The organism is Janthinobacterium sp. DSP2-3-3 (assembly GCF_049897325.1).
Taxonomy (GTDB): domain Bacteria; phylum Pseudomonadota; class Gammaproteobacteria; order Burkholderiales; family Burkholderiaceae_D; genus Janthinobacterium.
Window position 1 is genome coordinate 75,905 of the sequence record NZ_JAFCWA010000004.1, and the last position, 14,571, is coordinate 90,475.

The window sequence follows — 14,571 nt, forward strand, 5'->3', positions numbered from 1 at the left end:
CGAGAGGTGAAACAGAACATGCATGATGCGTTTCAAAAACGGCAGGCCGGGGCCGAAGAAGACAGCTCGGCGGGTAGCGCGGTGGCTGCCAATGCGGCGGCCAGCCATGGCGACGAGGCGCGGGGCTTGCGCGTGCTGCGCCTGATCGAGCATCTGGCCAGCGCCAGCCAGCCCTTGACCTTGTCGCAACTGGCCGCGCGCATGCAGGTGCCCAAGGCCAGCATGATGCGTTTGCTCGATACGCTGGAGCAACATGGTTATGTGCTGCGCACGCCCGTGGGACGCGGCTATGTGCCCGGTGCTGCGTCAACCAACCTGGCGCTGGCCACCCTGCGCAACAATGCCCTGATCCGCGTAAGCCGCAGCATCCTGGGCAGCCTGGTGGCTGCCACGGGCGAGACGTGCAACCTCGCCATTCCCGAGGGCAATGCGATCGTGTATGTGGACCGGGTGGAAACGCAGGAACCGCTGCGCCTGCATCTGGTGCTGGGCACGCGCGCGCCCATGCATTGCACGGCCAGCGGCAAGCTGTTTTTGGCGCACATGAATTTGCTGGAGCGGCGCGCATTGCTGGCCATGCTGAGTCTAGAGGCGCGCACGCCGAAAAGCATCACCGATCCCGTGCTGCTGGAACGCGAGATCGTGCGCATCGCCCGCCTGGGCATCGGCATCGATGACGAGGAATTCGTGCACGGCATGGTGGCCGTGGCCGTGCCCATCTGCGCGGCCGACGGGCGCATCGTGGCGGCCGTCGCTTGCCACGCGCCCGTGGCGCGCAAATGCGTGGAGCAGCTGATGCAGCACGTGCCGCAGTTGAAAGAAGCGGCCGGCAAGTTGCGGCCGCTATTGCTGGCGGAAAACAGCTAAGGTTTCAAGACCTTCGCTACTTTGGCGGCACGCAGGCGGAAGGCGTCCGGCATGCCCGAGCCCAGCAGCGGGCGCAGATACAGCCGGAAGGCATCGGTCACGTCCGTGCCGCTGGCGCTGATGAATTCGTCTTCCATGGTGCGCGTCTTGCCCGCCACGTCCGTCAGGGGCAGCAGCTCGTAGTCGACGGAATAAAAGCCCGTGCGCTTGATGGCGACAGAGCCATCGCGGTCGCCCCACATGGCGAATTGCACTGCCTTCTCACCCACTTCTCGCGCTTCGCGCTGGTCGACGTCAGAGACGCAGCCGATGAAGGAGCGCTGCAAATAGCCGAAGGTATCGCCGCGCACGCGCTTGATGCCGAGCTTTGCCTTGATTTCGTCGCACAGCAGGTCGGCCAGCGCGCCCGTGCCCGACAATTGCACATTGCCGTGCGCATCGCGTTCCACCTCATCGCCCACCTGTTTGGCCAGCAGGCTGGCGATCGGTTCGCCCGAGGCGTCGTGGATGCCTTCCGAGACGGCGATCACGCAGCGGCCGTATTTTTCATACGTGGCCTTCACGTCAGCGAGGAATTTTTCCAACACGAAGACGCGTTCGGGCAAGTAGATCAGGTGCGGGCCATCGTCGGGGAACTTCTTGCCCAGCGCCGAGGCGGCCGTCAAAAAGCCCGCGTGGCGACCCATCACCACGCCCACGTAGACGCCGGGCAAGGCTGCATTGTCGAGGTTGGCGCCTGCGAACGCTTGCGCGACGAAACGCGCGGCCGAGGGAAAGCCCGGTGTGTGGTCGCTACCGACCAGGTCGTTGTCGATGGTTTTCGGGATGTGGATGCAGCGCAGCGGATAGCCGGCCTTGTGCGCTTCCTCGCTGACGATGCGCACAGTGTCGGACGAGTCATTGCCGCCGATGTAAAAGAAGTGTTCGATCTCGTGCGCGCGCAGCACTTCGAAGATTTGATGGCAGTAGGCAATATCGGGCTTGTCGCGCGTCGAGCCGAGCGCCGACGAGGGCGTGGCGGCCACCAGTTCCAGGTTGTGGCTGGTTTCCTGCGTCAGATCGACGAACTCTTCATTGACGATGCCGCGCACGCCGTGCAGTGCGCCATACACGCGCGTGACGTGCTGGAAGCGCCGCGATTCGAGCACCACGCCCACCAGCGACTGGTTGATGACGGCGGTCGGGCCGCCTCCCTGGGCAACAAGAATTTTTCCAGACGGCATGGGATTTCCTGGTAAATGGAACGGCCCTCCAGCCTACTCTTTTTTTGCCGGGGCGCTGCCTTTTTCGATATTTCGGTCGAGCAATTTCTCCACGTCATCCCAGGCCTGGCTGCGCGCTTATTCCGGCGCCCGGATATGTTCCACCAGCCCCATGCTGCGGCGTCCCGGCGCTGGTGTCAGCCAGCTGACCAGGATGGCGGCGGTCAGGCCGGCCGGCACGCCGAAGATGCCGGCGGAAATGGGCGCGATATGCATCCATTGACCGCTGGCATTGCCGCCCAGCATGGTGCTGGTGTGCAACATGTAATACAGGCACACGCCAAAGCCGGCCAGCATGCCGGCCAGCGCCCCCTGGTAATTGGCGCGTTTCCAGAAGACGCCCAGCACCAGCGGCGGGAACAGGGTCGAGGCGGCCAGGGAAAACGCCACACCCACCAACGACAGGATATCGGCCGGCTTTTGCGAGGCCGCATAGGCGGCGATGAAAGCCACGGCCAGCAGCAGCAATTTTGAAATCGTCACGCGCTTTTGCGTCGAGGCGCTGGGATCGACCACCTTGTAATAGATGTCGTGCGACAGGGCATTGGAAATGGCCAGCAGCAAGCCGTCCGCCGTCGACAGGGCGGCGGCCAGGCCGCCGGCCGCCACCAGTCCGGAAATCACATAAGGCAGACCGGCGATCTCGGGCGTGGCCAGCACCAGCACGTCGGCGTCGATGGAAATTTCCGCCAGTTGCACGATGCCGTCGCGGTTGACGTCGACGATGCTGATCAGGGGGCTGAGCTTGTCCACATTGGCCCAGTACGACACCCAGGTGGGCAGGTTCGTGTATTGCGTGCCTACCAGTGCCGAGTAAATATCGTACTTGACCAGCACGGCCAGCGCGGGAATCGTGAGGTAGATCAACAAGATGAAAAACAGGGTCCAGAAGACGGACACGCGCGTTTCGTGCACGGAGGGCGTGGTGTAGGATCGCATCAGGATATGCGGCAGGGCGGCCGTGCCCAGCATCATGCAAAACACGAGGGCCAGGAAATTGTTGCGCTTGATGTCGGACTGCTCGCGGTCCGCGGCGGGAAACGGCTGCGCGTGCGGAATGATCGGTTCGGCGCGTTTTTGATTCTGCACCTGCGCCGCCTGCCACAGCACGCGTGCCTCGTCCGGGCTTTTCGGATAGGCAATCAGGTAGCGCTCCGCGTTGCGGATGTCAAACAGCGAAGTATTGCGCTGGCGCAAACTATCAAGCTGGCGCTGGGCCGTCAGGCGGCCTTGCTCCCAGGAACCGGGCAAGCCGGCGATGCGCGCCTGGTAGCTGTGCGCGCGCTGACGGAAGATGGCGCGCACTTCGTTTTCTTTCGGGTCCGTTTCCAGCACGTGTTCGCGCGCGCTCAGTTGCGGCAACACCTTGCCGTAGGCGATCTGCGGCACGGGATTGTCCGCGTGTTTGACCGACAGCCATATGGCGGGAATCAGAAAGGCGACCAGGATGATGATGTACTGCGCCACCTGCGTCCAGGTGATGGCGCGCATGCCGCCAAGAAAGGAGCAGACCAGGATACTGGCTAGGCCCAGGAAGATGCCGACGGAAAAATCCACGCCCGTGAAGCGCGAGGCGATCAGGCCGACGGCATAGATCTGCGCCACCACATACGTAAATGACACGATGATGGTGGCGGCCACGGCCACCACGCGCACGCTGGCGCCGCGCTTGTCGGTGCCGCTGCCGTAGCGGGCGGCGAGGAAATCGGGAATCGTGTACTGGCTGAACTTGCGCAAATAGGGGGCGATCAATAGCGCCACCAGGCAATAGCCGCCCGTCCAGCCCATGATGAAGGCCAGGCCGTCGAAACCGTTCAGGTACAGGCCCCCGGCCAGGCTGATGAAGCTGGCGGCCGAAATCCAGTCGGCGGCCGTGGCCATGCCGTTGAACATGGCCGGCACCCGGCGCCCTGCCACATAGTATTCGGTGACGTTCGAGGTGCGGCTGATGACGCCGATGGTGGCGTACAGGGTGATGGTGACCAGCATGAACAGGTAGCCGATCCACGCGCGCGGCATGCCTTCCTGTTCCAGCACCGCCAGCGCCAGCAGGAAGGCGGCAAAACCGGCGGTAAACAGCAGGTAGTAGCGGCTCAGCCGGGCAAAGAAGCTGCGCTGGCCGCTCATGCTTGCTCCTCGGCATGAAAAGCCCGGTCCAGGCGCCGCATGCGCCAGGCATAGAAGGCGATGATGGCCAGGTAGACCAGCGAGGCGCCCTGGGCCGCCATGTAGAAAGGCAACGGCCAGCCGAACAGATTCAGATGCAACAGTTCGCGCGCATAAAACACGGTCAGAAAGCCCGTCAGCAGCCAGATCAGCAGCAGGATGGCCGTCAGGCGCCGCGTTTTGTGCCAGTGGACATCACGGCGCGCCTGCAGTTCGGGGCTGGGCGTACGCACCGGCCGTGCCGGGAGAACGGTTGTGCTCGGCTTATCCATACGTGATGTCATCCTCTTCCGGCACGTCGGGCAGCAGCAGGGCGACGCTCAGGCGCAGCAGGGTGCCCGGCAACTTCGGCGACTGCGCGCGCGGATTGTTAACAATATCGACTTCGGCACCATGTTGCTGAGCAATTTCACGCACGATGGCCAGGCCCAGTCCGCTGCCGTCGACATTGCTGCCGAGAATACGGTAAAAGCGTTCGAACACATGCGCCCGCTCGGCCGGCGGTATGCCGGGGCCTGTATCCTCCACTTCCAGGATGGCCAGTTCCAGGGTGCTGCGCACGCGCACTGTGACGCTGCCGCCAGCCGGCGTGTAGCGCAGGGCATTGTCGATCAGATTACTCAGCAGTTCACGCAGCATCATGGCATTGCCGGAAATCATGATCGAATACGCTGGCTGTTCGAACCCCAGGTCGATATGCTGGGCAAACGAAGCTTGCACCCAGTCCTGCACCACGTCGCGCGCCAGTTCGCTCAGCTCGATCGGTTCGAACGCCGTGCCCGCCTGCGGCTGGTTTTCCGCGCGTGCCAGGGCCAGCAGTTGGTTGACCAGGCGCGTGGCCGCTTCCGAACTTTTCGCCAACTGCAGCAGCGAGCGGTGAATCTCGTCGTGGTCGGTCTGGCGCAGGGCCAGCTCGGATTGCATGCGCATGCCGGCCAGCGGCGTTTTCATCTGGTGCGCGGCATCGGCGATGAAGCGTTTCTGCATGTCGATCGATAGAGATAGCCGCGCGAGCATCTCGTTGAGCGAACCGACCAGTGGCGTGATTTCCTCGGGCACCTGGCCCGATTCGATGGGGGAGAGGTCGTCGGGCGGTCGCGCGCGTATGCGCTCCTGCAATTGCGCCAGCGGCGACAGGCCGCGCGCCAGGGCAAACCAGACCAGGGCCAGGATCACGGGCAGGATGATGAATTGCGGCAAGATCACGCCCTTGATGATTTCATTGGCCAGCTGGGCACGCTTTTCCAGCGTCTCGGCCACTTGCACCAGCGCGCGGCCCGGTTCGTCGTCGGTACTGGACGGCATGTCGAGATAGCTGAACGCCACGCGCACGGGCGTGCCGTGGATGGTGTCGTTGCGAAACAGCACCATGCCGCTGCGGTATTTGTCGGGGTCTTGCGGCGGCGGCAAGTCGCGGTCGCCGTCGAGGTATTCGCCGTGCCCGCCCACCACCAGGTAATACAGGGTGTCGACATCGTCGCCGCGCAGGAAGTCGCGGCCCTTGTTACTGCTGTTCTTATCCGGCACGCGGCGCAGCATCGCGCCGTCGGCTTGCTTGACCTGTTGCGTCAGCACGGTCACGCTGTCTTCCAGCGCATGGTCGAACGGTTGATTGGCGATGCCCTTGGCCACCAGATAGGTGATGGCGATGCTCATCGGCCATAGCAGCAGCAAGGGCGCCAGCATCCAGTCGAGGATTTCGCCAAACAGCGAATGCTCGATGGTGTCATCCTGCTCCGTGGTGGGCGGCTCGAACCAGTCGTCGTCGTCCGCCTCGTCCGCTGGCGCTTCGCGCGCCTTCACTTGCTGGCGGGTCCGCTGGCCGGGCTTGCTGACTCGCCCGCTTCGGCGTTCAGGCGCGCCGCTTCCGAGTATTTTTCCAGGCAATAGCCGAGGCCGCGCACGGTGGCGATGCGCACGCCGCCCACCTCGATCTTCTTGCGCAAACGGTGCACATACACTTCGATGGCGTTGTTCGACACTTCTTCGCCCCATTCGCACAGGTGGTCGACCAGCTGTTCTTTCGAGACGAGGCGGCCGGTCCGGCCCAGCAAGATTTCCAGCAAGCCCAGTTCGCGCGCCGACAGGTCGAGCATCTGGTCGTTGATGTAGGCGCTGCGCCCCACCTGGTCGTAGCTGAGGGGGCCGTGTTTGATGACGGTGGCGCCACCGCCGGCGCCGCGGCGCGTCAGGGCACGCACTCTTGCCTCCAGTTCCGACAGGGCGAACGGCTTGGCCATATAATCATCGGCACCCAGGTCGAGGCCATTCACGCGTTGTTCGATGGAATCGGCGGCCGTCAGGATCAGCACCGGCAGCAGCGAGGCGCGCGCGCGCAGGCGGCGCAGCACCTCCAGGCCGGACATCTTTGGCAGGCCAAGGTCGAGAATCAGCAGGTCGAATTCCTGGGTGGACAGGGCCGTGTCGGCCTCCTGGCCGGTCTGGACGTAGTCGATCGCATAACCGGACTGGCGCAGCGAGCGGGTCAGGCCATCGGCCAGCACGCTGTCGTCTTCGGCAAGTAAAATACGCATGGTGCACTTCCTATGCTTGCGGCGGTAGAAGTTTGTATTGTGTTTCATTTTCCGCAAGGTAGCGAGTTTTTGTGAAAAACCAGGCTTGTATTGATCTGTTTCAAAACAAATCCACGTTCCGCTTGCATTGATCACTGTTTTTTTATACAGTACTGTCTGTGTAAAGAATTTAACCCACTGGCGCTATCGCAGGCTGCAGGATTCAAATGGATTCGCAACTGTAGAACGGCTGAAAGAACATATGGACGATAAAAAAGCTGTAGTACCCGCATCGGAAAAAGCCAAGGCGCTCGCCGCCGCACTGGCGCAGATCGAGAAGCAGTTTGGCAAAGGTTCGGTCATGCGCATGGATGCCAGCGCGGTGATCGAAGAAGTGCAAGTCGTGTCGACCGGTTCGCTCGGCCTCGATATCGCGCTGGGCGTGGGCGGCTTGCCGCGCGGCCGCGTGGTGGAAATCTACGGTCCGGAATCGTCGGGTAAAACCACCCTGACCCTGCAAACCATTGCTGAAATGCAAAAACTGGGCGGCACTTGCGCCTTTATCGATGCCGAGCACGCGCTGGACGTCGGTTACGCGCAAAAGCTGGGCGTGAACCTGCACGAATTGCTGATCTCGCAACCGGACACGGGTGAGCAGGCGCTGGAAATCTGCGACGCCCTCGTGCGTTCGGGCAGTGTCGACCTCGTCGTCATCGACTCCGTAGCCGCACTGACGCCACGCGCCGAGATCGAAGGCGACATGGGCGATTCCCTGCCAGGCTTGCAAGCGCGCCTGATGTCGCAAGCCCTGCGCAAACTGACCGGTTCTATCAACCGCACGAATACCCTGGTCATCTTCATCAATCAGATCCGCATGAAAATCGGCGTGATGTTCGGCAGCCCGGAAACCACCACGGGCGGCAATGCGCTGAAATTCTACGCCTCCGTGCGCCTGGATATCCGCCGCACCGGTTCGATCAAGTCTGGCGATGAAGTGATCGGCAACGAAACCAAAGTCAAGGTCGTCAAGAACAAGATCGCGCCACCGTTCAAGGAAGCGCACTTCGACATCCTGTACGGCGCCGGCACCTCGCGCGAAGGCGAAATCCTGGATCTGGGCTCAGATGCCAAGATCGTGGAAAAATCCGGTTCGTGGTACAGCTACAACGGCGAACGCATCGGCCAAGGCAAGGACAACGCCCGTGCCTTCCTGCAAGAGCGTCCGGCGCTGGCCCGCGAGATCGAAAACAAGGTCCGCGCTTCGCTGGGCGTGCGCGAACTGCCACCGCTGGCTGCTGAAAAGCCGGAAAAAGCGGATAAAGCCGCTGACAAGGCTGCCAAGGCTGCGGAAGCCAAGCTCGCCGAGTAAGCTGGCAAATCAGCAGGCTAGTCAGCTGTTGCGGCACGGCCAGTTTCGGCTGGCCTTGCCCGCAGCAGGCTGCGGGCGGTTGCGCCGTGGCTTGCTGCGCAAAAGATCTACAATGAATGCCGCCTCGCGCCCATGCGCCAGGCGGCATTTGTGCTTTTGACGGTGTTTTTGAGCGGTGTCTGGCCGGCGTTTGACGGTATATCGCTTGTGTTGATGTGATGGACGATAGGGTGGAATGATGGCAGCGGTACAACTAAGCCTGAAGGGCAGGGCGCTACGCTTTCTGTCGATGCGCGAACACAGCCGCATGGAATTGCGGCGCAAGTTGCAGCGGCATGCGCAGGAGGACGATGATGTGGAAGCCTTACTCGACAGCCTGGAGCAGGCCAACTGGCTGTCGCAGGAGCGTTTTTCTGAATCGCTGATCCATCGCCGCTCGGCCCGTTTCGGCAATAGTCGCATCATGGCGGAATTGCAAAGCCATGGCATTGGTGGCGAGGCGCTGCAGGAACTCAAGGCGGGCCTGGCCGAAGGCGAGACCGCGCGCGCCTGTGAAGTGTGGCGCCGTAAATTCGGCCAAGTGGCGCAGGATGCCGAACAGCGTAACAAGCAGATGCGCTTTCTGATGCAGCGCGGCTTCTCGCAGCGCGCCGTGCACGTGGCCTTGAAGGGGCTGGAGCCGGAAGAAGACTAGGCGCGCGCCACGGGACGTCCCGCTGGCCAAAGTTCAAGTCTGTGCGCGGGCCTGCCCACCGTGGCCCCGCTGTGTTCCTTCTGCAACAGTTGATAGCTGCCCTATGCCTTGCCTGCAAGCCAGCCTCGTTGCAAATCATTGTTTTACTGGTAAGTTCACTTTCCTTGTCATCCGCTTGTCAATAGGATGGCATATTGTTGCGCTGCGTGGGACCGGGTCTGCCCGTGCTGCCGCCTGCAGGGCAGGCGCGGCAAGTTGAGGTATTTCGCGGCGCGCGTCGGCCATATCTATCATCACTATGCGTGATAACAGCATCAATTTCCATGTGCATTCTTTGTACATTGAAATGTTTTTATTGGAGCAATGAAAAATTATGTTGCGGCGCAACCAGCGCCCAATGTGCTACACTTTTAGGGTTTTTGCGGCGCCGCAGGTGCGGTTGCTGTTCGTAGAAGCTGCGAATAGCGTGCTTTAGGCACATGGCTGCTTACTAAATTATGGCCGCGCAAGCGGCATCGGTCTTATGCCCCTGTCAACTCCCGTATCCCGGCGCGCCCTACGGCACTCCCGCGTTATCGACGTCCAAGCGTATGTGCGCGACGACGGCCTGTGGGATATTGACGCTCGTATCACCGATATCAAAAGCTATGACGCGATGCTGGCCTCCGGCCCCCGTCCCGCCGGCACTCCCCTGCATGACCTCCACTTACGCATTACCGTCGATCACGAACTGACCATCGTCGAGGCCGAAGCTGCCTCCGATTCCGTACCCTATCCCGGTTTTTGCGATACCATCGGCCCCGCTTACAGGGCGCTGATCGGTCTGAATTTATTGAAGAATTTCCGCCGCGACTTGAAACAGCGCCTGGCGGGAATCGCCGGCTGTACCCATTTGACCGAACTGGCGCAAGTCTTGCCGACTGCGGCGGTTCAGGCATTTGCCGGCGATGTCTGGTCGACCCGCGACGGTGAGAATGCTGATTTGTCGCATGAAAAGCCGTTTCAACTCGACAAGTGTCACGCCCTGCGCACCGATGGCGGGGCGGTTGCACAGTATTACCCGCGCTGGGTAGCCAAAGCGTGACCCCGGCGCTGTTTTTCCTGTTTTTTTTGCACCACTAACCGTATTTTTACACATCAGTATCAGAAGGGAAGCCAGCATGAAAATCCATGAGTATCAAGCCAAAGAAATCCTCCGGCAGTATGGAGTGACGGTACCACGCGGTATTGCGTGCATGTCCGTCGACGAAGCCGTCAAGGCTGCGGAAACCCTGGGCGGTCCGGTATGGGTCGTCAAGGCGCAGATCCACGCAGGTGGCCGCGGCAAGGGCGGCGGCGTGAAAGTGGCAAAATCGATCGAACAGGTCAAGCAATACGCCGACCAGATCATGGGCATGCAGCTGATCACGCACCAGACCAGCGCCGAAGGCCAAAAAGTCAACCGCCTGCTGGTGGAAGAAGGCGCCGACATCAAACAAGAACTGTACGTTTCGCTGGTCACCGACCGCGTCACCCAGAAAATCGTCCTGATGGCGTCGTCCGAAGGCGGCATGGACATCGAAGAAGTGGCCGAGAGCCACCCAGAGAAGATCCACCACGTCACCATCGATCCAGGCGTTGGCCTGACCGATGCCCAGGCAGACGATATCGCGGCCAAAATCGGCGTGCCTGCCGGTTCCATCGCCGACGCTCGCGTCAACCTGCAAGGCCTGTACAAAGCGTACTGGGAAACCGACTGCTCGCTGGCCGAAATCAATCCGTTGATCGTCACCGGCAGCGGCAAAGTCATCGCCCTGGACGCCAAGTTCAACTTTGACCCGAACGCCCTGTTCCGTCATCCGGAAATCGTCGCCCTGCGCGATCTGGACGAAGAAGATCCAGCTGAAATCGAAGCGTCGAAATTCGACCTGGCTTACATTTCGCTTGACGGCAATATCGGTTGCCTGGTGAACGGCGCCGGCCTGGCCATGGCTACCATGGACACCATCAAACTGTTCGGCGGCGAGCCAGCCAACTTCCTGGACGTCGGCGGCGGCGCCACGGCAGAAAAAGTGACCGAAGCGTTCAAGATCATGCTGAAAAACCCAGGCCTGAAAGCCATCCTGGTGAACATTTTCGGCGGCATCATGCGTTGCGACGTGATCGCTGAAGGCGTTATCGCCGCGGTGAAAGCTGTCTCGCTGAACGTACCGCTGGTCGTGCGCATGAAGGGCACCAACGAAGACCTGGGCAAAAAGATGCTGGCCGATTCCGGTCTGCCTATCATCGCAGCCGACACCATGGAAGATGCAGCCAAGAGCGTCGTTGCCGCTGCTGCCGGTCAAGCTTAATTAAGGAATCAACATGTCCATTCTGATCAATAAAGATACCAAAGTCGTCACCCAAGGGATCACCGGCAAGACCGGCCAGTTCCACACCCGCGGTTGCCGCGACTACGCGAACGGCAAAGCTGCCTTCGTGGCAGGCGTGAATCCGAAGAAAGCCGGCGAAGACTTCGAAGGCATTCCCATTTTCGCTACCGTGACGGAAGCGAAAAAAGAAACCGGCGCCAATGTGTCCGTGATCTACGTGCCGCCAGCAGGCGCGGCAGCGGCGATCTGGGAAGCTGTCGAAGCTGAAATGGATCTGGCCATTTGCATCACCGAAGGCATTCCTGTGCGCGACATGATGGCCTTGAAAGACCGCATGGCTAAAGCCAATAGCAAAACCTTGCTGCTGGGCCCTAACTGCCCAGGCTTGATCACGCCAGACGAAATCAAGATCGGCATCATGCCAGGTCACATCCATAGAAAAGGCCGTATCGGCGTGGTGTCGCGTTCGGGCACCCTGACCTATGAAGCAGTGGGTCAGCTGACCGCACTGGGCCTGGGCCAATCGTCGGCAGTCGGCATCGGCGGCGACCCGATCAACGGTCTGAAGCACATCGACATCATGAAAATGTTCAATGATGATCCAGATACCGACGCGGTCATCATGATCGGCGAAATCGGCGGTCCGGACGAAGCCAACGCGGCTTATTGGATCAAAGACAACATGAAAAAACCGGTCGTTGGCTTCATCGCTGGCGTCACCGCTCCTCCAGGCAAGCGCATGGGCCACGCCGGCGCGCTGATCTCGGGCGGTGCCGATACGGCACAAGCCAAGCTGGAAATCATGGAAGCTTGCGGCATCACCGTGACCAAAAACCCGTCGGAAATGGCGCGTCTGCTGAAAGCCATGCTGTAATTCCAGCCAGGTTCACGCAGTATAAAAAAGGAGCTTCGGCTCCTTTTTTTCGTCCGCAAGACAGGCCAGTTTCCGGCCTGGAGCGACGGCGCTGGTCCAAACCTGCCCAAATGTGTCATTTTTCTTTCCACGTGTACCGCCGCTGCCCGGGCGCGCCGCTGGCATGGCGCTTGCACCGTGCACGGCACGAGCAATGCACAATGGGAGAATACGATGCGCGCGCAGAGCGGATTTACCCTGATAGAACTGATGATCGTGGTGGCCATCGCCGGCATTCTGGCGGCCGTGGCCATTCCCCAGTACGGCGACTATACGATGCGGGCCAAGGTCAGCAACGTGCTGGCGGCGGCCGCGTCGCTGAAGACAGCCGTGGCCCTGTGCGTGCAGGAAAACGGGGGCTTGGCGACCGCTTGCAGCACTCCCACCCCGGCCGTGCCCAGCGCCATCCCCGTGTTTAGCCCGACGCGCGAAGTGGCCGGCGCCAAGGTCGACAAGGGCAATATCGAGCTCACGCTGGCGGGCGACATGGGCAGCGGCATGGGTGGCCAGACGGTGAGCATGGAGCTGCAGGTCGGCACCAGCAGCCTGAGCTGGTTCAATAGCACCAGCGTGACGAATGCGGCGGCCAAGGAAGCCATTACCAGGAGCAATATTCCCAAGGTGGTGGCGACGCAGTGAGCGGCGCCTGCCGCGTCCGTGTCAGACGATTTTTTGCCGGTCTGCGATCAGCGCTTCATAAGTGAGGTTTTGCAGCAGGGTGTAGTGGGTCGGTTCCAGGTCGATGAATTGCACGCCATACGTATAGATTTCGGCGACATCGGCCGCATTGCCATTCGACGGCTTGCCCACGCTGACGTTCTGGATGCGTGCGCGCGTATTGACGCGCATCTGATGCTTGTTCGGTTGCACCAGCAGGGTAAAGCTGAGCGCGACGCCCTCGTCGTCCGGCGTGAGCATGCTGGGCGCCTCGATCAGCGCCCCCGAGACGCTGAGGTTGACGATGAACACGGGCACGGCCGCCACGTCGCGGTAGCTTAGCTGCGCCGGAATGTCCACTTTCACGCGCATGGCCGTGCGCAGGCTGGTGCCCTGGATGGCGTCGGGAAAGCTCAGGTGCACATAATTGAGCGGGCGGCCAAAGATGCGCAGCACGCTGCACGCAAACGAACACACGGTGACGCCGGAAAACACGCGGATGGTCAGCTTGTCGCCCTCGTTGAGCACGATGGACGCACCGTTTTCCATGGGAATCTTGACGATCAGGTACTCGTCTTTCACATAGCCAATCACGGTCGAGAAATGCTGGATGGGTTTGATGGTGCGGTGCGTGATGAACTGGATGCGTCCGCCCACCTGCAGATTCATCGCCTCGAATTCGAAGTCCTGGAGCTTGCTTTCCGCGGCGGGCTTGTTGCTTGTCATGCGATGCTCATCCTGATATTGTCGATTCGCAGTATGCATGATTTCTTGATGAAAAAGCACTTATATCAATGAAATTCATACTGGCATCGAAAAATACCCTGCGCGCGTGCAGGTGCGCGGTGCAGGCTTTACAATCGCGTCAATATTGAAGAATGTAAATCTTATGCCTCGCAGCTACTTCTGGACGATGTTGTCACTGATCCTGCATCAAATCGACGCTGCCTACTGGAAAGAGTGGGAGATGTTTCATGTGCCGGGCGGCATCCAGGGTTTCCTGGTAGTTAACTTGGCAGCCATTGCCGTGGTACTGGTGGGCTACCGGCACGTGCTGCTGGCTACCCCGCAGGCGCCCCTGTATGCGGGTGTGTGCGCCGCGCTGGGCGTGGGAACGTGTCTGATCCATGCCGGCTTTGCGCTGGCCGGGCAGGAGCAATTTCACTTGCCCCTGTCCGTGCTCATCATCGTGCTGTGCCTGGTCAGTGCCGTCTGGCTGCTGTGTGACTTGCGCCGCGTCCTGGGCCAGCTGGCGCGCCAGCCAGCATAGTTACAGCTCGGCGTGCCAATCGCCCGACTTGCCGCCATGCTTTTCCAACACGCGCACGTTGGTCATGACCATGCCCCGGTCGACGGCCTTGCACATGTCGTAGATGGTCAACAAGCCGATCTGCACGGAAGTGAGCGCTTCCATTTCCACGCCCGTCTTGCCCGTGGTATCGACCTGGGCGCGGCAGTGCACGCTGTTGGCCGCTTCATCGACTTCGAAGTCGACCGTGACGCGCGTGAGGGCCAGCGGGTGGCACAGGGGAATCAGGTCGCTGGTGCGCTTGGCGCCCATGATGGCGGCGATGCGGGCGATGCCCAGCACGTCACCTTTCTTGGCGTTGCCGGACATAATCAAGGCCAGGGTGGCGGGCTGCATGCGGATGCTGCCGGCGGCCACGGCGCTGCGGCGCGTGTCTTCCTTGCTGCCCACGTCAACCATATGGGCCTGGCCCGTGGCGTCGAAATGGGTCAGTTCCCCGGCGGGGGCTTGCTTGTCTGCTGTTGTCATGG

Annotated in this window: 15 protein-coding genes; 8 read left to right on the top strand and 7 right to left on the bottom strand. The window is 61.1% G+C overall.

All coding sequences use genetic code 11. The annotated features are described in order from the left end of the window. Positions 1-18 precede the first annotated feature (18 nt). Positions 19-867 carry an IclR family transcriptional regulator gene (locus ACP7DE_RS09330; RefSeq protein WP_426071840.1) on the top strand — a complete coding sequence of 283 codons (849 nt, stop codon included), beginning with the start codon at positions 19-21 and terminating at the stop codon, positions 865-867. Here the strand turns inward: ACP7DE_RS09330 and ACP7DE_RS09335 are convergent. From ACP7DE_RS09335 to ACP7DE_RS09355, 5 genes are all read right to left on the bottom strand, one after another. Then, positions 864-2,090, bottom strand: a complete 1,227-nt coding sequence (locus ACP7DE_RS09335; protein WP_426071841.1) for a 6-phosphofructokinase — start codon at positions 2,088-2,090, stop codon at positions 864-866. The genes ACP7DE_RS09330 and ACP7DE_RS09335 overlap by 4 nt on opposite strands. Positions 2,091-2,207: 117 nt before the next feature. Beyond that, positions 2,208-4,256, bottom strand: a complete 2,049-nt coding sequence (locus ACP7DE_RS09340) for a sodium:solute symporter family protein (RefSeq protein ID WP_426071842.1) — start codon at positions 4,254-4,256, stop codon at positions 2,208-2,210. Further along, positions 4,253-4,567, bottom strand: coding sequence for a DUF4212 domain-containing protein (locus ACP7DE_RS09345; protein WP_426071843.1), 315 nt, complete (start codon positions 4,565-4,567; stop codon positions 4,253-4,255). Before ACP7DE_RS09345 ends, ACP7DE_RS09340 begins: the two co-directional genes overlap by 4 nt. After that, entirely contained in the window at positions 4,560-6,098 is a 1,539-nt protein-coding gene (locus tag ACP7DE_RS09350) for a sensor histidine kinase N-terminal domain-containing protein (protein WP_426071844.1), read from the bottom strand. The genes ACP7DE_RS09345 and ACP7DE_RS09350 overlap by 8 nt, the downstream gene beginning before the upstream one ends. Continuing rightward, positions 6,095-6,829, bottom strand: a complete 735-nt coding sequence (locus tag ACP7DE_RS09355) for a response regulator (protein ID WP_426071845.1) — start codon at positions 6,827-6,829, stop codon at positions 6,095-6,097. The genes ACP7DE_RS09350 and ACP7DE_RS09355 overlap by 4 nt, the downstream gene beginning before the upstream one ends. A 241-nt stretch (positions 6,830-7,070) precedes the next feature. On the opposite strand from ACP7DE_RS09355, the gene recA reads away from it, so the two are divergent. The 6 genes from recA (at position 7,071) to ACP7DE_RS09385 (ending at position 12,774) form a co-directional block, all read left to right on the top strand. Further along, positions 7,071-8,177 (top strand): recombinase RecA, encoded by a 1,107-nt coding sequence (gene recA, locus ACP7DE_RS09360; protein ID WP_426071846.1) that lies wholly within the window; start codon positions 7,071-7,073, stop codon positions 8,175-8,177. A 238-nt stretch (positions 8,178-8,415) separates the two neighbouring features. Then, entirely contained in the window at positions 8,416-8,871 is a 456-nt protein-coding gene (gene recX / locus ACP7DE_RS09365) for a recombination regulator RecX (RefSeq protein WP_426072169.1), read from the top strand. A gap of 523 nt (positions 8,872-9,394) precedes the next feature. Next, the gene (locus ACP7DE_RS09370) at positions 9,395-9,955 is read left to right on the top strand and encodes a DUF2889 domain-containing protein (protein WP_426071847.1); all 561 of its coding nucleotides are present in this window, start codon (positions 9,395-9,397) and stop codon (positions 9,953-9,955) included. A 76-nt stretch (positions 9,956-10,031) separates the two neighbouring features. Then, on the top strand, positions 10,032-11,201 hold the full coding sequence (gene sucC, locus ACP7DE_RS09375; protein ID WP_426071848.1) for an ADP-forming succinate--CoA ligase subunit beta: 1,170 nt from the start codon (positions 10,032-10,034) through the stop codon (positions 11,199-11,201). A 13-nt stretch (positions 11,202-11,214) separates the two neighbouring features. Further along, on the top strand, positions 11,215-12,096 hold the full coding sequence (sucD, locus tag ACP7DE_RS09380) for a succinate--CoA ligase subunit alpha (RefSeq protein ID WP_426071849.1): 882 nt from the start codon (positions 11,215-11,217) through the stop codon (positions 12,094-12,096). Positions 12,097-12,309: 213 nt separating this feature from the next. Further along, positions 12,310-12,774, top strand: a complete 465-nt coding sequence (locus tag ACP7DE_RS09385) for a pilin (protein ID WP_426071850.1) — start codon at positions 12,310-12,312, stop codon at positions 12,772-12,774. Between the two features lie 21 nt (positions 12,775-12,795). Here ACP7DE_RS09385 and ACP7DE_RS09390 read toward each other — a convergent pair whose 3' ends face one another. Beyond that, the gene (locus ACP7DE_RS09390) at positions 12,796-13,518 is read right to left on the bottom strand and encodes a flagellar brake protein (RefSeq protein WP_426071851.1); all 723 of its coding nucleotides are present in this window, start codon (positions 13,516-13,518) and stop codon (positions 12,796-12,798) included. A gap of 163 nt (positions 13,519-13,681) precedes the next feature. On the opposite strand from ACP7DE_RS09390, the gene ACP7DE_RS09395 reads away from it, so the two are divergent. Continuing rightward, positions 13,682-14,062: a DUF6713 family protein gene (locus tag ACP7DE_RS09395; RefSeq protein WP_426071852.1), complete on the top strand. Its 381-nt coding sequence runs from the start codon at positions 13,682-13,684 to the stop codon at positions 14,060-14,062. On the opposite strand, the gene moaC is transcribed toward ACP7DE_RS09395, so the two are convergent. Then, a complete protein-coding gene (gene moaC / locus ACP7DE_RS09400) occupies positions 14,063-14,569 on the bottom strand; it encodes a cyclic pyranopterin monophosphate synthase MoaC (protein WP_426071853.1) in 507 nt (168 codons plus the stop codon). Positions 14,570-14,571 lie beyond the last annotated feature (2 nt).